The sequence below is a fragment of the Deefgea chitinilytica genome (assembly GCF_016881405.1).
Classification (GTDB): domain Bacteria; phylum Pseudomonadota; class Gammaproteobacteria; order Burkholderiales; family Chitinibacteraceae; genus Deefgea; species Deefgea chitinilytica.
Genome location: NZ_WOFE01000004.1, coordinates 92,182 through 110,382 on the forward strand (window position 1 = coordinate 92,182; position 18,201 = coordinate 110,382).

Sequence of the window (18,201 nt, forward strand, 5' to 3'; positions counted from 1 at the left end):
AAGGTGATTGACTGTCTTGATGTTCATGGCTGGCAAAGGTTGTCTATCATGCTCAGCACGATTGGAACTCGTACAGACTGGTCTGCTGTACGCAATAATGCGATTGCCTCTCCTGCCCAAGCTGGCGGTGGCGGGCTGTCCGCGACTCAAATTTACCAAATAAACCAACTTGATGCAGTGAGAAAAATAGGCCCATCGGCTTTAAGCGCGTCGGCGAGTTATTTTTCGCCGCAAAATAATTCAAGTTTCAATCCGGGTGGCAGTAGCGATGTTCGTCTCTCTGCCGCTGCGCGCACACAGTCTAGCTTGGCTGAATTTAAAAAGACACTCGAAACGGTTACGCTTAATCTGACAGCGCCTTTGCAAGCGCAAGTATCTAGTTCTGTTTCCAGTTCAATTTCAAATAGTGACGCCAAAGTATTGAGTGCAAAAGCCTTACAGGGTGGAAAAACGCAGGCTGCACTGGATATTGAAGTCCAGCAATTGGCACAAAGTCAGCAAATCCAGTCTAAAAACTTCACTCCTGCTGATGTGACTGTTGGTACTGGAAAACTAACGATTCAAAGTGGCGAATTAACGGCGACGGGTGGGCAGGTTTCGGGTGGTAGGGTGGTGACGATCACGATTGATGGCCGTAATAATACCCTGGCAGGCATCGCAGAGGCGATCAACCGTAGCGACGCGAAAGTGAGTGCCCAAGTCGTTCGTGATGCGTCTGGCAGCCGTTTACAACTCACTGGGCAAGAAACGGGCGCAGCGAATGCGTTTACGGTTAGCGTGCAAGATGGCGACGATAACAATAATACCGACGAGAGTGGCTTGTCTGCGCTACGATTTGACGCGGTCAGTACGCCGCCGAATCGTCTGGCTCAAGATGCTAAGTTGCGTATCGGCGAGCGCGATGTCATCGCGCAAAGCAATACTGTCAGCGATAGCAGTAGCAATTTACAGTTGCAGTTGTTTACAGAAGGAAAAGCGAGTGTCGCGTTGAGCCGAGATAGCGCGGCGGTGACAAGTAAGGCGGTCGATTTAGTCGCTAATTACAATAAAGTACGCGAGCAATTATTGGCGATTGATGATAGTAGTGCACGCCGAGAATTGAAAAATTTAGATGATAGTTTCAAAGGGCTTAGCGTGAACACGGGCGGGGAGCGCTTAGTGAGCGCTGATTTGGGCTTGAGTCGCGATGTGACTGGCAAGTTATTTATTAATGAAACACGCTTGAGCCAGCAAGCTTTGAGCAAGCCCGAGGCGAGTAATGATTTAATCAATACTGCTGTTGATAAATTAAGCACCCAATTGAATGCAAGTTTGAATGAGCGTGGCAGTCTGGTATCGACGATTAAAGTGATTCGCGATAGTCGTGGCGTGCAAGCCGGTGTGAGTTCTTTGCTGCAATCGTTTGGTAGTGGCGGCGATATTATGTTGAATCGGCGTGCGACTGGGGGAATACAGCAGTATTTGCTGGTGGCTGGGTTTTAGTCACCCTAGTAGTTACTGCGCGCGTTTTCTCTGTTCGTAAAAGCAAAGCCCGTTCTATTAGTAGATACGGGCTTTGTTCTGATTGTGTTTTAAACTTAGCCAGCTAAAGCGCCTGCGCCGATGCTAAAACCCATGTCAACGTGCAAGATTTCTCCGGTCATACCTGAGCACAAGTCAGACAATAAGAACGCCGTCACATTGCCGACTTCTTCCTTGGTCACATTGCGTTTTGAAGGCGTGGCTTCGGCTGCGCCTTTGAGCAATTTACCAAAGTCAGAAATCCCTGCCGCAGCCAATGTTTTGATTGGACCAGCTGAAACACCATTTACGCGAATCTCTTTGCTCGTGCCTAAAGCAGCAGCCATATAGCGAACATTCGCTTCAAGGCTGGCTTTTGCCAAACCCATTACGTTGTAGTTAGGAATTGCACGCTCTGCACCTAGATAAGACATCGTTACCAAAGATGATTTTTCATTCAACATTGGGCGAGCTGCTTTGGCTAGCGCAGCAAAGCTGTATGAGCTGATGTCATGCGCAATTTTGAAATTTTCGCGCGTTACGGCATCAAGGTAATCGCCTTTTAGGGCATCACGTGGTGCAAAGCCAATCGAGTGAACGATACCGTCAAATGTCGGCCAAAATTCTGCTAAAGCAGGGAATAAGGCTTCAATTTGTTCGTCGCTGCTCACATCACAGGGCAATACAATGTTGGAATCAAAATCAGCGGCTAGTTTCACCACGCGATCTTTAAGGTCTTCACCGACGTAGGTGAATGCCAGTTCAGCACCTTCACGGCGGCAAGCTTCAGCAATACCGTAGGCAATGGAACGGTCTGATAATAGACCACAAATTAAGATTTTTTTATTAGCGAGAAACCCCATGGGGCGACATCCTTGCTTATGCGAATTTCGCGATTATATGATGAAATCGCTTTTTTGGGTTTAGTTCAGTGTGTACGGCAGGCTTAATTGCGTCAGTTTTGGGCCGTTTGCGTCATGTAAATGCAGACCTTGCTCAATACTGGCGATTTGTGCCACCACTAAAACCTCTGTGCCACCTTGTGGGGCAGGCGCTGCGAGCATGATTTTGCCACTGGCTTGCCCATTCATTTCGGGGCTGTAAACATCTTGCCCAGCGACGACGTCGAGGCTATCTACATGCATACGATAAGTGCGACGTTTCAGTTTGCCTAGATATTGAGTGCGCGCCACAATTTCTTGACCGGGGTAGCAGCCCTTGGTAAAGCTCACGCCACCAATTAGCTCCAGATTGGTCATTTGCGGAACGAATTCTTCTTGAGTCGCGGCGGTAATCCACGGCGCACCAGCACGAATTTCGGTCAGTTGCCAGACTGCGCTTCCTGCTGCAATTGCGCCATGAGCGATAAGTTGCTCCCAAATTAATGGCATTGCAGCTGGGCTAGCCATGATTTGAAAACGTGCGCCTTCTAAGCCAATCACACTGGCATGATCATGATGTTGCACTTCAAGTACCGCTGGTGCTGTCGCAAATAGTTTTGTGATCAAGCTGGCTGCATGTGGGCCAGCTAAGCCGATTTGCACTAGTTGATCGTTGGCATCGCTCACTTTGGTTTTGCTGCGCATAATAAACATTGCCAGTCGTTTTTGAACCGCGGCTTGTAGTTCAGCGGCAATCTGCAATATGAAATCGTCGCCTTGGCGAGAAATCAAAAAGCTCGCTTGCATGCGGCCTTTCGGTGTTGAATAGCTAGAATATTGTGCGGTATTGTTGTTCAGCGCGCGTATATCGCTCGACAGTTGGCCTTGTAGGAAGGCTTGGCTGTCTTCTCCCTGAAAACGGATCAAACCATATTGCAGTAATGGGCAACAAACGGCGCTGCTTTCTAGCGCTTCGAGTTCGTTTTTTGCATCAGCAAAGTAAACATTATTCTCGCCTTCGATGGTTGCACCTGCTTGAAGTAGAAAATCGTTCCAGTTCATTGCATCTTTCCTATTGAGCAAAAAGTAAGTACGCCCCGTAAAACGGGGCGCAAAGGCATATACTTAGTTTAACGGATTATTCCGTGATTTCGTCTTTGCTAGGGGCGGTATTGTTGATAGTTTCACTTTGTGGCCGGTTTGCACCTTCACTACGCAACTCAGGAGCCGACAGCAAACCAGCGATGCTGAGATTATTACTTACAATAATTGCCCCTGCTGCTAACTGCGAGGCGACCGAGCCTGAAATTTTTCCATTTTGAATGACGACATTACCCCGCGAACGTAGTTTGCCTGACTCAAGTATCAGGTTGCTAAGCTTGATTGAATTGCTATTGATAGCAATACCCCCTGCTAGTGAGCTGAAATTAGTTTGGCCCCCACGGCGTAATACAGTTGGGCTTTGCGATTTTAATGGGGTGATTAAATCAAAGTTATGTAAGGTGCCGTCTTGGATGATAAACCGTCCTTGAATTTGTGGTTCTTTAAACAGTTGATGGTAAGAAGGGCTCTGATATTTGAACGTGACATCGCTGTTCATCCGACCAGTACTGCGGGTGATTGGGCTAAAAATGGTCATGAGCGGCTCTACATTGATGCTCTTGCTAAAAAGTTGCCCTGTAAGCACCCATTCTTGGCCCCATGAAAGCTGTGCGCTACCTGTTACGATGCCACCATAGATATCTCCACGAATATCTGGGATTTGCAAACCATCGGCATTGGCGGTGCCCATCAGCTTAAGGAAGTCAAATTTCACTGGATAAGTAAACGGTAGCTCCCAGCCTTTAGCATTAAATTGCACTTTAAATTCACCTGCTGACGCCGGTTGCACTTGAATTTCTGCGCGACCTTGGTCGGCACGAATCACTAAGTCGCCGATGCTGCCATCAGGGTTGAAGTGTAATTCACCATCGACCGGTCCTACGGTACTTGATTCGAGTTTAACTGAGGCTTGCTCTAGTTTTAGCCGATCAATTTGGACTCCTTTGTTGGAGTCGGATTTGATACGATTGGGTAAATCCAGCGCAAAACGACGTGAAAAGGTTGCATTGCGTATCGTGACGTCACGAATTGATTTGCTAAAATTCAGCAGGTTGTAGCTGGTTACCGGAATAAGTACTTCAGCAATTTGAGCGGCATCAGCTGAATCGATAACCACGTTGCGTAAAGTAAAAACAGGAGCAGGCTGATAGCTAAATTCAATTTTAGCGATTGTGGTTTTGCCACCATTGATGGTGCTAAGTGTATTTTCTAGATCGCTTTTGAAGGCATCGTAAGGAAATACGAGCGGCAAGGCCGCCGCAAGACCAATAATAACAGCGCCGCCGATAAGTATATTTTTTGGATTAGGCATCTTTAGTCGATAAAATTGTTAGGTTATTCTTGACTACACCGTGGAGGGTGGCTATTATACGCCTCCTAAGCAATTCCTCGATAGCTCAGTCGGTAGAGCAACGGACTGTTAATCCGTGTGTCCCTGGTTCGAACCCAGGTCGAGGAGCCAAGAATACCGAAGTTGTTATAGTAATAGCAACATCAAAACGATTTGATCGTAAGTTTAGATCAATTCCTCGATAGCTCAGTCGGTAGAGCAACGGACTGTTAATCCGTGTGTCCCTGGTTCGAGCCCAGGTCGAGGAGCCAAACATACCGAAGTTGTTACCATTGTAGTGACAATAAACTGATTTGATCATTATTTTAGATCAATTCCTCGATAGCTCAGTCGGTAGAGCAACGGACTGTTAATCCGTGTGTCCCTGGTTCGAGCCCAGGTCGAGGAGCCAAATACAAAGGGCTAACTAAAAAGTTAGCCCTTTTTCTTTGCTTTGCAATCTGATTTTTTTTGAACTTCGTCTTTGACCCGTTTATGCTGCTTGTATATTCGTTACGAAGGATGTTCTCAATGTCTGAAGATGTACCGGCAGCCGAGCCGACACACGCTCCCTCTTTAAGTTTTTTTGCACAGCATCGCATAGCCATCATTGGCGCCGGAGTGTTCGTTCTCCTGATTTTGTTTCTTCTAGTCGGTATCGCGATAGGGATGGCGAAAAAGAATTTTGAGAAGAAATTTTATTTAACCCAAATTGAAAAACTAAAAGAAGCACTGACTGATTCTTTAGATAAACGCACTGAGTTAGATAAAGAAATGAAGGAGCTCCGTGTTGAGCTGAAAGCAAAAAAAGATCATATTCGGGATCTTGAAGATAAAGTTGCTGATTTAAAACATGCCAATAACAAAGTCGATGCCGCCGAGTTGCACTCAAAAGCTGTTTCTTCGGGTGGTGCTACAGGTGTTGCACCTGATCCAGGTGAGGCTTATTTACGTTTGAAAGCAGGGGATTGTTTGATAGAGGGAAGCGGTAGCACTTCGGCTAATTGGCAAGAGTGTTTAAAAAAAGGAAAGAAGACCGCCGCACCATCAGCAGCGCATTAAGATGTGCTTGAAGTCTATTAGCATGCTGTACACGCATGACGGTAAAGATAAAAAAGCGGCCTCAATTGAGAGCCGCTTTTTTATGTACTTAATAATAAGAATTAACGCGTCAGCGCACCGGTGGGTGACATCATGGTGATCTCGCCGAAATGTGAGCCTTCACGTTTTTTGTCCGAGAAATCAATCACAAAACCGCCCATATCGTACTTTTTCAGTGTAGTAAGTGCATTGTAGATTGCGGAACGTGTGGGGTTTTTTCCTGCTCGTTTAATGGCTTCAACGATCAGGCGCGCCGAGATATAACCTTCCAGCATCGCGTAGCTTGGGTAGTTGGCAATCGCCGCTAGTGAGTCTTCTTCGCCTGAACCTGTTCCCATTTCATTAAATACGGCCGCTTGGAATTCTTGAATAATGCGTTCGCGAGGATTACGCGGGTAAGGGAATACTTGGCTGATGCCTAAGCCATGGCCACCTTTCTTGCCGATGGTTTTTGCAACCTCTTCAAATTGGACTTGAGACAGCGCATAAATCTGCGAAGTGCCACCTTTTTCTTTGTATTGCTGTACAAAGTTTGCAGCAGGCTTTGAGAGGGCAACAATAATAATGGCCTCAGGGTTGAGTTTGGCTAATTCTTGCGCCGCTTTACTGGTATCGCCGGATTTGCTGTCGAAGTAGGCCTCGCCCATCAAGCTTAATTGTTTTTTGGCGAGCGATCCTTTTAATGAGGCCACTCCTGCTTGACCTAATGCGCCTTTTTCGGCCACAACAGCGATTTTGGTTACCCCAAGATTGCCTGCTAACAACTTCACTAGGCGATCGGTTTCTTGGCTGAAGTTCGCTCGCGTATGAAATACGAAAAGATTGCCACTATTCCGTAGAGAGTCTGCACCACTGTGTACGCCTAGCAGTGGGATTCCTGCGTTGTCCAAAGTTTTTGTTTTGATCAGTTCGGCCACGCCTTCGGTACCAAAGTAGGAAATCAAAGCAACTGCATTTTCTTTTTCGATAAAATCGATCGTGTTTTTAACGGTGCGTTTTGCATCGTAGCCATCGTCACGAACAATATGCGTGATCTGTTCGCCGTTGATGCCGCCGCGGCCGTTGATGCTATTAAAGTAAAGTGAGGCACCCAGTGCAATCGCTTTGCCCGTTTCTGCGGCAATACCGGTCGTAGGAACAGACTGCCCAATGATGATGTCAGCTTGAGCTAATGTTGAAATAGTTAAACTCACGCCAATAATGATTTTTTTAAACACGTTCTATTCCCCTCCGAGTGTCATTCTCTGGCAAGCATCTTAAATTATTGTTTGCTGATGGTATAGTATTCGCCGTTCGCAACGTAGTAATACGTTTGAGATTGCGCACTTTTTCATGTTTTGTTGCTGGTAAGTCCGCGCAAAATGCCGCATCATGCCGACCTAAGCTTGCTAGAGATTTTTATTTTTGAGTGATTCGTTTGGAGTGGGGTATGCGGCGGGCCGTTTACGCAGGGAGCTTTGATCCGGTTACCAAGGGTCACTTATGGATGATCGAACATGGCGTTGGTTTGTTTGATGAAATGATTGTTGCGATTGGTGAAAATCCAGACAAACGCTATACCTTTAGCCTTGCCGATCGCGTGGCGATGTTGCGTGAAACAACATCGCATTGGTCAAACTTGCGGGTAGAAACTTTTGAAAATCGCTTTTTGGTTGATTATGCCCGTGAACAGGGGGCGCAATTTATTTTGCGTGGCATTCGCGAAGCGGCTGATTATGAGTTCGAGCGCAAAATGCGCTATGTCAACGCTGATTTGGCGCCGCATATTGATACTATTTTCTTGATGCCACCGCGAGAAATCGCCGAAATTAGCTCAACGATGGTCAAAGGTTTAGTCGGCCCCACCGGTTGGGAAAACGTAGTGAAACAATATGTCCCTGATCCTGTCTTTTTGCGCCTCTTGGCTGGGCGCCGTTAAACCTTGATTGTGCAGAAAAAACGCGCATAAACGCGAGAATCGCGGCCTGAGCTGCTAAACTACGCTTTTGCTTTTCAGTTGCCGCCATGTCTGATCTTTCCAGTTATAGAAATCGTCTTACCAAAAATATGCGCCATTGGGGTAAATGGGCGCGTCGTCAGGGGCTGACGTGCTATCGCGTATACGATCGCGATGTGCCCGAGTTCCCGATGATTGTCGATGTGTACGGCGACCGGGTGCATTTGCAAGAGTACGATACTGGCTGGATGGAAACTGACGAGGCGTATTCAATTTGGGTGGATGAAGTCCATGCGGTGACTGCTGAAGTCTTTGCTATTCCGCTCGAACATGTTGCGCTGAAAATTCGCAAGCGGATGAAAGGTTTGGCGCAATACGAAAAAGCCGAAGGCGCTGGCGAATTTTTTGTTGTAGAAGAAAACGGTCTAAAATTCGAAGTGAATCTCGAAGCCTACCTTGATACGGGCTTATTCCTTGATCACCGCAACACACGTAAACGTGTGATGCTGGAAGCTAAAGGCAAACGATTCCTGAACCTATTTAGCTACACGGGCGCATTTAGTGTTTATGCGGCTGCCGGTGGTGCGGCCACAACGACCACGGTGGATTTATCGAACACCTATTTAGATTGGGCTGGACGTAATTTTGTGCTCAATGGTTTTGATTCGGTTCAGCATCAAAGAATCCGTGCTGATGTGTTTGAATTTTTGCGTGAAGCGACGTGCAGTCCGCAAAAATACGATTTGATTGTGATGGATCCGCCGAGTTTTTCCAATTCGAAAAAAATGCTTGGCGTGCTCGACGTGCAGCGCGACCATGCCTACTTAATTGAATCGTGCATGGCGATGCTGGCGCCCGGCGGCGTGCTGTATTTTTCGAATAATCTGCGCAGTTTTGAGCTCGATCCGATGTTTGTTGGCATCTCGGAAAACCTCACTGCATCGTCGATTCCGGAAGACTTCCGCAATAAGCGGATTCATCAGTGTTTCCGCTTTGTGAAAAAATAAGGCTAAAAACATTAGTCCACGAAAGGCACGAAAAACACGAAAGTTAAAGCAAATGCAGTTGATGCTGCGGCGAAATTGAGATGGTTTGTTTGTGCCTTTCGTGTTTTTCGTGGACTATTGCCCTGTAGTTTTCTTTTGAATTCCCTTTGAGTTGACGTATGCCGCAGCCGTTTTATCCTGCACCGCTGGTGTTGCTGGATTTGGAAACCACGGGAGCCAATCCATCGCTTGATCGCATTACCGAAGTCGGCCTGATTCAAATTAATCCTCAGCAAGTTGATGGTGAGGGTATTGCTACCTGGTCATCATTAGTCAATCCTTGTCAGGCAATACCCCATTTTATTCAGCGTTTAACAGGAATTGATGATGCGATGGTTGCCGCCGCGCCGTTGTTTGCGGAGTTAGCGCCCGCTCTTTTAGAAAAACTCAAAAATCGCGTCTTCGTTGCGCACAATGCGCGCTTTGATTACACCTTTTTGCGTAATGAATTTAAGCGTCTTGGCTTGACGTTTCGCGCCAAAGTGCTCTGCACCGTGCAGCTGTCGCGCAAACTTTATCCTGATGAATTCAAGCATAGCCTTGATGCCTTAATAGCGCGGCATGGGCTGGAATATCACGGCGAGCGCCACCGAGCGCTGACCGATGCCGAGCTGATTTACCAATTTTTGCAGGCGGCGGTGAAAGACTTGGGCGCTGAACGCGTTCAGCAAGCCATTGATGAATTGATTCGTCCGCCCGCATTGCCGCCGCAAATTGACGAGTCGGTGCTTGATGATTTGCCCGATACCGCCGGTGTGTATGTGTTTTACGGCGAGAACGATGAAGCGCTGTGGATTGGTAGCAGCCCGAATATTCGCCGCCGTGTGTTGCAGCATTTCGGTAAAAAAGCCAATGAAGGCCCTGCGGCATATTTGGCGCGCGATTTAAGGCGGATTGACTGGATTGAAACTTCGGGCGATTTGGGTAGCGCATTGCTAGAGCGCAAATTGATTCAAGAGCTGCGCCCGCGGATGAATCCGGTGGTGCGGCAAAAAGTGGATCAAACCCAGTCGGTCTGGGAAATCGCCTTGCCCACGTTATCGAAGGCGGTACGTGGCGAAGAAATCGCCGCGCTGCAGCCCAAATTATTGCCTTTGAGCCAGCTTGCCACTGCGCGTGGTGAATTGTTTGGCCCGTTCCGTGGCGCGCGCGAAGCGCAAAACATCATGAATCGCATCATCAAAGGGCAGGGCTTGTGCCGCCAAGTGTTGGGCTTAGAAGCACCGCGCAAAGACGGTGGCCCGTGTACGGCATATTTGCAAGGCGATTGCCGTGGTGCGTGCATTGGTCGCGAGGCGATGGGCCTGCATAATGGTCGTTTACTCGCTGCGCTGGCTAAGCACAAACTCGCACCGTGGCCGTATACAGGTGCGATTGCGATTAGCGAGGGACCAGAATGGGCACCGGTGCTGCATGTGATTGACAATTGGTGCTATCTTGGGCAAATCCATGATTTGCGCGAATTGCCAGAATTAATCGCCAGCAGCGAGCCAGCGTATGATGTAGATATGGCGAAGTTGATACGTAGCGAGATCAAAAAACAGGCAGGTAAAATTCAGCGGCTCTAATTGAAGCGATGTTCTAATTGCCGTCGAGACAGTGATGCAGGGCGACTAAAAAAGTAAAAAGAATTTCATACTGACCTCGACTTCGAGTTGCTATCGAGTCGTCAATTTGTTTTTTATTAAAGGCAGTGCGATGCAAAGATTTAGGCTGCTTATCCTTTTATGTAGTCTTGTACTGTCGGCAGCACAGGCTACGCCACTGGCTGAATGTCTTGGACTTCCGGCAGCCGGAAAATACCTGATTGTGAATGCCGATGATGTCGGGATGCATCCTGATTTGGATAAAGCTGCATTCAAGCTGATTGATGCGGGGCAGATTCAAGATATTTCTATGATGCCGCCGACACCGAATTTTGCCGCCGCCGCCAAAATGGCCAAAGCGCGTAATATGAGTGTTGGCGTGCACCTCACCCTCACGAATGAATGGCAGGAAAAGCAGCCTTGGGGCGCGGTGCTTTCCAAGAAAGAAGTTCCATCGCTGTACAACCCACAAGGTCGTTTGTGGGCGACGACAGCCGAAGTCGCCCAGCACGCCAAATTGCCCGAAGTAAAAAAAGAATTGCTGGCGCAAATTGCCAAAGTGCAAGCAGCAGGGCTGAAGGTGACGCATCTGGATGCGCACATGCTGTTTTGGGATGCGAGTAAGCCATTAACCGAGCTGTATTTTTCGCTTGCTAAAGAAACGGGGATTCCCGTCTTATTGCAGGTGTTTCGCCAATCGAATGCTGAACAAATGCAATTAACGCAGCAATTTCAAACTGAATTTGGCGTTGTGACGCCCGATACGTTTTCGATGCATTACAACCCCAGCCAGCGTGAGCGCGGCGTGGCATATCGTGGTTATTTTAATTTAATCAGTGAGCTGCCCGCTGGCGTGCATACCATCGGGATTCATCCTGCCGAAGACAGCGCGTCGGCCAAGGCTGCGATTGCCGATCTGACTTTGCGGCTGACTGACTTTGCCGCTTGGCAAGATCCGGCTTTGCAGCAGCATATTCAAAGCTTAGGATTTCAACCGCTCACCTATGCGCCATTACACGTTTTGCAGCGTAGCGTGGTGGCCAATTCCAAAAATTGTTTAAGCCAATATAAATAACACGCACCGGGTATATCGTTGAAATAAATTATTTGATTTAATTTTGGCGCTATACCCTAATCACTGCTGCCCTTTTGCCACGGCCAGCGGCCAGAGAGTTCGAGTTCCATCGTAAAGCTGAGGAAGGTGCGGATCAGCACAACGAGGCCGAGCTTAATGAGATTGTCGAGCGTGAGCTCAATCGCGATGGTGTAGATAATGTCGCTGATAATTAGAAATTCCAAGCTCAGCAAAATGCCGCGCCCTAGCTGTTGCCGCAGCGCGTGATAAGCGGGTTCTAGTTGCTGCGTTTGTAGCACATCACGGGCAAAGAGCCCTAAACCGATGAGCGTCGACAGCAGTAAAATCCCAATTCCGAGGTATTCGACTGCCATGGCAATGCTGTGTAGTGAAATGTCCATAGTTTTCTCTTAGAAGTATTGCCTTTAAAACCTTATTTATTAATGCTTGGCTCAATATACATACAAAAAAACCGCACGATCAACATGCGGTTTTTTTTGTTTTGAAAACGATTACGCCAGAATCGCTTTAATATCATCGCTTTCGCTAATCGTGAATTTTTTGTCGGTTGGCACCAAGTCGTTGCCGTCAAAACGGCCTACATGGTAAATCGAACCAAATGAGAACGTCGGCGCTGCGGCACCTTGGCCGCCGCACACTTCGGCACCACGGCGAACGTTGTCGGCCATATAGCCTGGCAGACGCAAGTGGTATGGATTGCGGCGAACTTCTTCCACGTGGCAAGCCAAAGCCGCGATCAAATCGGCCGTATCGTTGATGCTCGTTGCGATCAAAGCATTTGGCGCTTCCATTTGACGCCAGAATTCGCTTTGTACCAAGACACAGCTGTGATTCGCCGCTTTGAGTGCGTCGGTGAGCAGGTAGTAAGTGCCGATGTGCGCTGAGTGGTAGTCGTTATTGTGTGGGCAAACGACGACTTGCGGTTTGTATTTACGCAGGATGTTGGCGATGACTTCGACTTTTTCAGCCCATGCAGTTGGGTTGCCATCACGTGTTTTGCAGTTTACATCCATCAAGCCGCCCGGAATGGTTTCGAGCAAGCCCCAGCCGAGGTAATCGCAGGCATTTTTAACTTCAACCCAGCGTTCTGGCTGGCGTTTGAGGTTTGAGCCTTGTGAAACGGCGACGTTGATGACGTTGAAACCGGCTTCGCGGCCTAGGCGTAGTGGCAAGCCGCCGATAATGCATTCGTCGTCGGGGTGCGGTGCAAAAATCATCGCGATTGGCGCATCAGCAGCCAATTCAGCTTTTGGTGCGTGACCCAGCTCATCTAAATTTGAAAACAAAGGCGCGTCGGTTTTTTGTAATAGGGCGTTATGCGCCTCAACCAGCGCGATATATGGGTTGCTCATTGGCTAAACTCCGGTGCGGATTGCAGGACAGAAAAAACATTATTCAGAGTATAGGCTTTCAATCCCCCGTCACCAAGAGTCTGTCGTGCACAACTGCGATTTGAGTTGATTTTTCACAGTATTTACGTAAGAAATTGCGTGCTCAATAGCCTAGTTTGGCAATCAGCGCAGAAGGCTGGCGGGCAAAGTGCGGCATAATGCTTGAAATTCATTCGAGGTTGGCATGTTTCATTATTTTCATAGTTCATTGATTGTGACGCTGATTGGCTTTATCGGTGCATGGTTGATCGCGGGTTGGGGCGGCTTGTGGATTGCGTTTAATTTGGCGCTGCTGGAGACCAGTCTGAGTTTTGATAATGCGGTCGTGAATGCCTCGGTGCTCAAACATTGGGATGAAAAATGGCGCAAACGCTTTTTGCTGTGGGGCATGTTGATCGCCGTGTTTGGTATGCGGGTGTTGTTTCCGCTGCTGATTGTGGCCGTGATCGCGGGGCTGGCACCGCTGCCGGGTCCGATGGCGCTGATTGATTATTTCAGTAGTGGCGTGTGGCCAGCGAATGATGTGCTGTCGATGGCGATGGTCGATCAAAATCGCTACGCCAGTATTTTGACGTCGGCGCATATCGAGGTATCGGCGTTTGGTGGCGCATTTTTGCTGCTGGTGTTTTTGAATTTCTTTATTGATTCAGAGAAAAAAACGCATTGGTTTTTGCCCGTGGAGCATGTGTTGGCCAAGTTGGGCAAGCTCGATATGGCGGCGATTGTGCTGAGTTTAATTTTGCTGGCGCTGATGGCAGCCTCACTCCCTGCCGCCGAAGGCTATCGATTCCTCGTTGCGGGCGTGTGGGGCGTGATTGTGTTTGTGTTGGTCGATGGCTTGGGCGATTTGATTGGCGACGAAGGCGCGGCGGCGAAGACCGGCTGGGCCGGGTTTATTTACCTTGAAGTTTTGGATGCTTCGTTCTCATTCGACGGCGTCTTAGGCGCGTTTGCACTGACCAAAAACATCTTTTTGATTGCGATTGGGCTGGGGATTGGCGCGATGTTTGTGCGTAGTTTTACAATTTTATTGGTCGAAAAAGGCACGCTCAACGCGTTCAAATACCTAGAACACGGCGCATTCTGGGCCATCGGCGCATTGGCTGCCGTGATGCTCCTCGCCGCACGGTTTCATATCCCCGAAGTCATCACGGGCGGCGTGGCGGCGGTGTTGATTATGGCGGCAGGGGTGCATTCTTGGTTGATTCAGCGGGATGTGAAACAGCAAACGATATCGTAGGTACGAATAGCGCAGCGTATTCGTACGCATGAAATGAATAGGATAATGACGATGGCGCGGCGAAGCCTCCGATTACGCTGTGCTAATCGGAGCTACGGCGCTAAAGCGAAAGGTGTTTGTAGGTTGGTGCTGAGCTTGCGAAGCCCAACAATCGCGGTGAATGTTGGGCTGGATTTCATTTAGTAAGTAATGCTCGAAATTTGCTCGCAGTTGCAACCACAGGCAGCACCCGACCCAATACGGACGCTGCTTAACAAACAACACGAGTGACTTATTTCGCAAATAAAGTTACCGCTCATTCGGGTTCAACTTGGCTAATGTTATTTACTGCAAATGGCAATGCCTGAACATGCTGTATTAAATTCAAGCCCTCTGCAATCTCGGGTAACATGACGAGGTTAGGTTCACAGTTGGTGTTATGTACCCATACCCCGCAATCGACAAAATAGGTATGGAAATCCTCAACTTCTAAGTTATACACCCGCACTTTTAGGTAGGGATCATCGTCACCCCAATCGTCTTCAGTAGGATCATATTGACCGGGGATAGGTTCTCGACCGCGATTGAAGTCAGTCAGATTGCCATAATCATGTCTATTCGGGTCTTGAAGCAGCGGAATAAAGCCAACACCCTGCTCCTTCGTGCAATAAACCGGAAGAATTGCCGATACCATCGCCAACGAACCATCCGACAACTGAACATGGTGTTTATAACGAATCAGTTCATCCGCCGGCAACCAGCCGATGGCGGTGAAAGATGAGGTTGAAACCAACTCACCATTCTCCAGCTCGCGCCATTCTTCTTTTTCCTCGACCACCCAGAACGGGTGGTTTCCCGTTGGATAAATAGTTTTAGTGTACTCGCCGACCTTCACACGAAGCTGCAAGATTTCCTTAGCTTCGTGCACAAAGGTTTGACCACGCGCTTGTATTGTTGCTCGCCTTCACCATTTTCAGGTTTAGACAGCACCATATTGCCAACCTGAATTGCCTCAATGGGTTTAAGCCCCTGGTCGGTCCACACTTGCGTACCTGCCACAAAGCAACCTGCATCTCCCATGATTTCACCTCAAGAAACACCAGAAAATTTCACCAAAACTTCTCGCATCCAAATACAAGAAAGCAAAGAACATCGGCGCTACTTCATCACCATTATCAAAATGCGGATGTTCATTCTGGCATGAAAAAACGCAGCATTACTTCCGCTCTTGGCCGAAATCAGTCTGTCACGTAGTTTAACTCAAGCACTTCAGCTAGGCATTTTCTCCACGTGCTCAGTGGCGAAATGGATCGATTTTTTGCTAAAACAACGGCGATAAATCCGTTGATAAGTTGAGTAAAGTTTGCCGCGTAATCAAGCAAACAACACCAAAGGCCGCTCTGCATCTTTGGGGTGCGGCAGTACGGTGACGGGTAGATCGTAGGTTTGCTCCAAAAAGTCGCTACGCAGAACATTGCTGGGTATACCGCTGGCGATAATACTTCTATTGGCTAACATGGCAATACGGGTGCAATACCTTGCGGCTAGGTTGACATCATGCAGCACAGCAACGACGGCGATGCCGGTTTCTAGCGCCAATGTTCTGGCGGCGGATAAGAGGCTGTGCTGATGGAGCGGGTCGAGGCTGGCCGTTGGTTCATCGAGTAATAGACAGCGATATTCTCCCGATTGATAGCAGGCCAAGATTTGCACCATTGCCCGCGCAAATTGCACGCGTTGTTGCTCACCGCCCGATAGACTGGGGTAGCAGCGGCCTAATAGATGAGTGACATCGGCTCTTTGTGCGGCGCGCTTGACTTGCTCGGCGACCTCTGCCGGTGATAGCTCTGGAAAAGGGTAGGCGCCCATTGTGATGACGGCGTCGACCATCAGATTGAAATTTAGCCCCGGATTTTGTGGCAAGACGACGCGTTTGCGGGCTAATGCCGCCGTATTCATCGCAGACAATTGCTGATCGCCCCAGAGTACCTGCCCCGCGCTAGGCGCAAGCTCGCCAGCGGCAATCGATAACAGCGTTGATTTCCCTGCGCCATTCGCGCCCAAAATTGCGGTGAAGTCGCCCGCCGGAATGTCGAGCGAGATGTCCTGCAAAACTGTCGATTTGCCGCGCGAAAAAGAAATATTTTTGAGCTGTAACATACCCATTCCTGTTTATTTGCGACGCAACAAAAGCGCGAGAAAAAACGGCCCGCCAATCAGGCTGGTGATGACGCCAATCGGTAATTCGGCGGGCTGTACGGCGATGCGCGCCAGCCAATCGGCCAGCAGCAAGGCTATTGCGCCGAGCAAAAACGAGGCTGGCAGCAGCCTGCGATGATCCGCGCCCAGCACCATGCGTATGCAATGCGGTACGACCAAGCCGACGAAACCAATCCCGCCGGTGGCGGCGACCAAGGGGCCGATGAGCAGGGCTGTGAGCGTAATCAGAATGCGGCGCAAACCTTTAATTTCAAAGCCTAAATGATGCGCTTCGCGCTCGCCCAGTAGCAGCGCATTCATTGCGCGCCAATAGCGCATCATGCATAGCGAGATGAGCAATAAAAACGGCGCTAATATCGCTAATCGTTGCCAACTCGCGCCCGCCAAACTGCCCATATTCCAGAAAGTGAGGCTGCGCAGTTCGTTGTCATCCGCCAAGTAAGTGAACAGGCCAATCAAGCTGCCGCAAATCGCATTAATCGCAATCCCCGCCAACAATAAACCCGCCATGCCCGGATAACGGCGACCGAGGTGATAGGCCAAAGCGGTGGCGATTAAGCTGCCGATAAAAGCAGCGGGCGCCAGCACAGCAAAACTACCCCCACCCAGTACAATCGCCATCACCGCACCCAGCGAAGCACCGGACGATATACCTATCAAACTTGGCTCCGCTAATGGGTTGCGAAATAAGGCTTGCATCGTCGCGCCAGCCAGCGCTAACACGCCACCTGCTAATGCCGCCAACAAAACGCGCGGTAGGCGAATATCGAGCAATACATCACGCCAGAATTGTTGGTCGCCATCCAAGCTGGCATTAAAAAATACGCTAGGCAATTCGCGCAGCGGAATTTGCACGCTGCCGTGGCTGGCGGTGATTAAAATCAGCGCTATCAAAACGCCGCCGCTGGCGAACCAATGAAGAGGATTATCTTTGCTGATCATTTGCGAGTGAGCTGCTTGAGTTCAGTGAGCGCTTCGGGCAGGCGAGGGCCAAAGCCGAGTAGCAATAAATCATCCATCACTAACACCCGTTTTTGTTTCGCGGCGGGCGATTGCGACAGGCCGGGCGAGGCGAGCATTTTATCGATGCCGCCCAAGCTTTCCACCGAGCGCGTGGTGGTGATGATGACATCAGGGCGCAGCGCGGCGAGGCTTTCTTGCGACAGCGGTTTATAGCCTTGTTGTTTCGCCAGCACATTGCTCATGCCGGCCAAGCTCATCATCGCATCGGCGCTGGTGTTTTTTCCCGCACCTTCTGCTGCACCAGTGCGGCTCATTAGCATCAGCGCGCGGGTTTGATTCGGTTTTTGCGCCAGTGCTGCGACTTGTTTTTGCAAGTCGGCGACCATTTTTCGCCCGTCATCGCGCAAACCGAGCGCAGCGGCGACACCGTAAATGCGTTTTTCTAAATCCGGCATCGTCGAGCCGCTTGGCAACACAACAACGCGACGCCCCATGCGGCGCAATTGTTCTAGCGCCTCAGGCGGCCCCGCTTGATCAGACGCCAAAATAAGGTCGGGCTTGGCTGACAACACGCCTTCGACTGAAAACTGGCGGTAGTAGCCCACTTTCGGCAATTGATTCGCTGCCGCGGGATAAACGCTCGATTGATCGACAGCGACCAAGCGATTGCCGGCATTGAGCGCATAAACGATTTCAGTCAGCGGCCCGCCCAAACTGACAACGCGCATTTCGGCGGCAAACGCCACGGCGGTAAAGGCGCTGAGGCAGTACAGCACCATGATGGTGGTGATGGAGTAAAAAGTTCGCATAGCATATTCCAACAAGCAACGA

General features: G+C 49.3%; 17 protein-coding genes and 3 tRNA genes. 10 read left to right on the forward strand and 10 right to left on the reverse strand.

The features are described 5' to 3' along the window. Positions 1–48 precede the first annotated feature (48 nt). Positions 49–1,482 (forward strand): flagellar filament capping protein FliD, encoded by a 1,434-nt coding sequence (locus tag GM173_RS10455; RefSeq protein ID WP_203571327.1) that lies wholly within the window; start codon positions 49–51, stop codon positions 1,480–1,482. Between the two features lie 95 nt (positions 1,483–1,577). On the opposite strand, the gene GM173_RS10460 is transcribed toward GM173_RS10455, so the two are convergent. From GM173_RS10460 to GM173_RS10470, 3 genes are all read right to left on the reverse strand, one after another. Continuing rightward, complete coding sequence (locus GM173_RS10460) at positions 1,578–2,363, reverse strand: enoyl-ACP reductase FabI (protein WP_203571328.1); 786 nt, start codon at positions 2,361–2,363, stop codon at positions 1,578–1,580. 60 nt (positions 2,364–2,423) lie between these two features. Next, positions 2,424–3,443: a CAF17-like 4Fe-4S cluster assembly/insertion protein YgfZ gene (ygfZ, locus tag GM173_RS10465; RefSeq protein WP_203571329.1), complete on the reverse strand. Its 1,020-nt coding sequence runs from the start codon at positions 3,441–3,443 to the stop codon at positions 2,424–2,426. Between the two features lie 76 nt (positions 3,444–3,519). Beyond that, positions 3,520–4,794, reverse strand: coding sequence for an AsmA-like C-terminal region-containing protein (locus GM173_RS10470; protein WP_203571330.1), 1,275 nt, complete (start codon positions 4,792–4,794; stop codon positions 3,520–3,522). A gap of 74 nt (positions 4,795–4,868) precedes the next feature. Here GM173_RS10470 and GM173_RS10475 point away from each other — a divergent pair. The 4 genes from GM173_RS10475 to GM173_RS10490 all read left to right on the forward strand — a co-directional run bounded on the left by GM173_RS10475 (position 4,869) and on the right by GM173_RS10490 (position 5,874). Beyond that, positions 4,869–4,944: transfer RNA gene (locus tag GM173_RS10475), tRNA-Asn, on the forward strand. Positions 4,945–5,008: 64 nt separating this feature from the next. Beyond that, positions 5,009–5,084: transfer RNA gene (locus GM173_RS10480), tRNA-Asn, on the forward strand. Between the two features lie 64 nt (positions 5,085–5,148). Further along, positions 5,149–5,224, forward strand: a tRNA-Asn gene (locus tag GM173_RS10485). Between the two features lie 119 nt (positions 5,225–5,343). Next, positions 5,344–5,874, forward strand: a complete 531-nt coding sequence (locus GM173_RS10490) for a hypothetical protein (protein ID WP_203571331.1) — start codon at positions 5,344–5,346, stop codon at positions 5,872–5,874. Between the two features lie 101 nt (positions 5,875–5,975). On the opposite strand, the gene GM173_RS10495 is transcribed toward GM173_RS10490, so the two are convergent. Continuing rightward, complete coding sequence (locus tag GM173_RS10495) at positions 5,976–7,130, reverse strand: ABC transporter substrate-binding protein (protein ID WP_203571332.1); 1,155 nt, start codon at positions 7,128–7,130, stop codon at positions 5,976–5,978. Between the two features lie 212 nt (positions 7,131–7,342). Between GM173_RS10495 and coaD the strand changes: the two genes are divergently transcribed. The 4 genes from coaD to GM173_RS10515 all read left to right on the forward strand — a co-directional run bounded on the left by coaD (position 7,343) and on the right by GM173_RS10515 (position 11,556). Continuing rightward, positions 7,343–7,831, forward strand: a complete 489-nt coding sequence (coaD, locus tag GM173_RS10500; RefSeq protein WP_203571333.1) for a pantetheine-phosphate adenylyltransferase — start codon at positions 7,343–7,345, stop codon at positions 7,829–7,831. An 86-nt stretch (positions 7,832–7,917) separates the two neighbouring features. Continuing rightward, the gene (locus GM173_RS10505; protein WP_203571334.1) at positions 7,918–8,856 is read left to right on the forward strand and encodes a class I SAM-dependent methyltransferase; all 939 of its coding nucleotides are present in this window, start codon (positions 7,918–7,920) and stop codon (positions 8,854–8,856) included. 158 nt (positions 8,857–9,014) lie between these two features. Further along, entirely contained in the window at positions 9,015–10,463 is a 1,449-nt protein-coding gene (locus GM173_RS10510; RefSeq protein WP_203571335.1) for an exonuclease domain-containing protein, read from the forward strand. Between the two features lie 130 nt (positions 10,464–10,593). After that, positions 10,594–11,556 (forward strand): ChbG/HpnK family deacetylase, encoded by a 963-nt coding sequence (locus GM173_RS10515; protein WP_203571336.1) that lies wholly within the window; start codon positions 10,594–10,596, stop codon positions 11,554–11,556. A 56-nt stretch (positions 11,557–11,612) separates the two neighbouring features. Here GM173_RS10515 and GM173_RS10520 read toward each other — a convergent pair whose 3' ends face one another. Beyond that, positions 11,613–11,957: a DUF1622 domain-containing protein gene (locus tag GM173_RS10520; protein ID WP_203571337.1), complete on the reverse strand. Its 345-nt coding sequence runs from the start codon at positions 11,955–11,957 to the stop codon at positions 11,613–11,615. Between the two features lie 111 nt (positions 11,958–12,068). Then, a complete protein-coding gene (locus GM173_RS10525) occupies positions 12,069–12,929 on the reverse strand; it encodes a PIG-L deacetylase family protein (RefSeq protein WP_203571338.1) in 861 nt (286 codons plus the stop codon). Between the two features lie 223 nt (positions 12,930–13,152). Between GM173_RS10525 and GM173_RS10530 the strand changes: the two genes are divergently transcribed. Further along, on the forward strand, positions 13,153–14,208 hold the full coding sequence (locus tag GM173_RS10530) for a DUF475 domain-containing protein (protein WP_203571339.1): 1,056 nt from the start codon (positions 13,153–13,155) through the stop codon (positions 14,206–14,208). A 295-nt stretch (positions 14,209–14,503) separates the two neighbouring features. Here GM173_RS10530 and GM173_RS10535 read toward each other — a convergent pair whose 3' ends face one another. From GM173_RS10535 to GM173_RS10550, 4 genes are all read right to left on the reverse strand, one after another. Continuing rightward, positions 14,504–15,115 (reverse strand): hypothetical protein, encoded by a 612-nt coding sequence (locus GM173_RS10535; RefSeq protein ID WP_203571340.1) that lies wholly within the window; start codon positions 15,113–15,115, stop codon positions 14,504–14,506. 446 nt (positions 15,116–15,561) lie between these two features. Further along, the gene (locus GM173_RS10540; protein ID WP_203571341.1) at positions 15,562–16,347 is read right to left on the reverse strand and encodes a heme ABC transporter ATP-binding protein; all 786 of its coding nucleotides are present in this window, start codon (positions 16,345–16,347) and stop codon (positions 15,562–15,564) included. Positions 16,348–16,359: 12 nt separating this feature from the next. Beyond that, positions 16,360–17,349, reverse strand: a complete 990-nt coding sequence (locus GM173_RS10545) for a FecCD family ABC transporter permease (RefSeq protein ID WP_203571342.1) — start codon at positions 17,347–17,349, stop codon at positions 16,360–16,362. Next, entirely contained in the window at positions 17,346–18,179 is an 834-nt protein-coding gene (locus GM173_RS10550; RefSeq protein WP_239078482.1) for a heme/hemin ABC transporter substrate-binding protein, read from the reverse strand. The genes GM173_RS10545 and GM173_RS10550 overlap by 4 nt, the downstream gene beginning before the upstream one ends. Positions 18,180–18,201 lie beyond the last annotated feature (22 nt).

What these genes read in the sequence shown, in the direction of transcription:
- GM173_RS10455 (WP_203571327.1), top strand. Translation starts at nt 49, where the DNA reads ATGCTCAGCACGATTGGAACTCGTACAGACTGGTCTGCTGTACGCAAT.
- GM173_RS10460 (WP_203571328.1), bottom strand. Translation starts at nt 2,363, where the DNA reads ATGGGGTTTCTCGCTAATAAAAAAATCTTAATTTGTGGTCTATTATCA.
- ygfZ (WP_203571329.1), bottom strand. Translation starts at nt 3,443, where the DNA reads ATGAACTGGAACGATTTTCTACTTCAAGCAGGTGCAACCATCGAAGGC.
- GM173_RS10470 (WP_203571330.1), bottom strand. Translation starts at nt 4,794, where the DNA reads ATGCCTAATCCAAAAAATATACTTATCGGCGGCGCTGTTATTATTGGT.
- GM173_RS10490 (WP_203571331.1), top strand. Translation starts at nt 5,344, where the DNA reads ATGTCTGAAGATGTACCGGCAGCCGAGCCGACACACGCTCCCTCTTTA.
- coaD (WP_203571333.1), top strand. Translation starts at nt 7,343, where the DNA reads ATGCGGCGGGCCGTTTACGCAGGGAGCTTTGATCCGGTTACCAAGGGT.
- GM173_RS10505 (WP_203571334.1), top strand. Translation starts at nt 7,918, where the DNA reads ATGTCTGATCTTTCCAGTTATAGAAATCGTCTTACCAAAAATATGCGC.
- GM173_RS10510 (WP_203571335.1), top strand. Translation starts at nt 9,015, where the DNA reads ATGCCGCAGCCGTTTTATCCTGCACCGCTGGTGTTGCTGGATTTGGAA.
- GM173_RS10515 (WP_203571336.1), top strand. Translation starts at nt 10,594, where the DNA reads ATGCAAAGATTTAGGCTGCTTATCCTTTTATGTAGTCTTGTACTGTCG.
- GM173_RS10520 (WP_203571337.1), bottom strand. Translation starts at nt 11,957, where the DNA reads ATGGACATTTCACTACACAGCATTGCCATGGCAGTCGAATACCTCGGA.
- GM173_RS10525 (WP_203571338.1), bottom strand. Translation starts at nt 12,929, where the DNA reads ATGAGCAACCCATATATCGCGCTGGTTGAGGCGCATAACGCCCTATTA.
- GM173_RS10530 (WP_203571339.1), top strand. Translation starts at nt 13,153, where the DNA reads ATGTTTCATTATTTTCATAGTTCATTGATTGTGACGCTGATTGGCTTT.
- GM173_RS10540 (WP_203571341.1), bottom strand. Translation starts at nt 16,347, where the DNA reads ATGTTACAGCTCAAAAATATTTCTTTTTCGCGCGGCAAATCGACAGTT.
- GM173_RS10545 (WP_203571342.1), bottom strand. Translation starts at nt 17,349, where the DNA reads ATGATCAGCAAAGATAATCCTCTTCATTGGTTCGCCAGCGGCGGCGTT.
- GM173_RS10550 (WP_239078482.1), bottom strand. Translation starts at nt 18,179, where the DNA reads ATGCGAACTTTTTACTCCATCACCACCATCATGGTGCTGTACTGCCTC.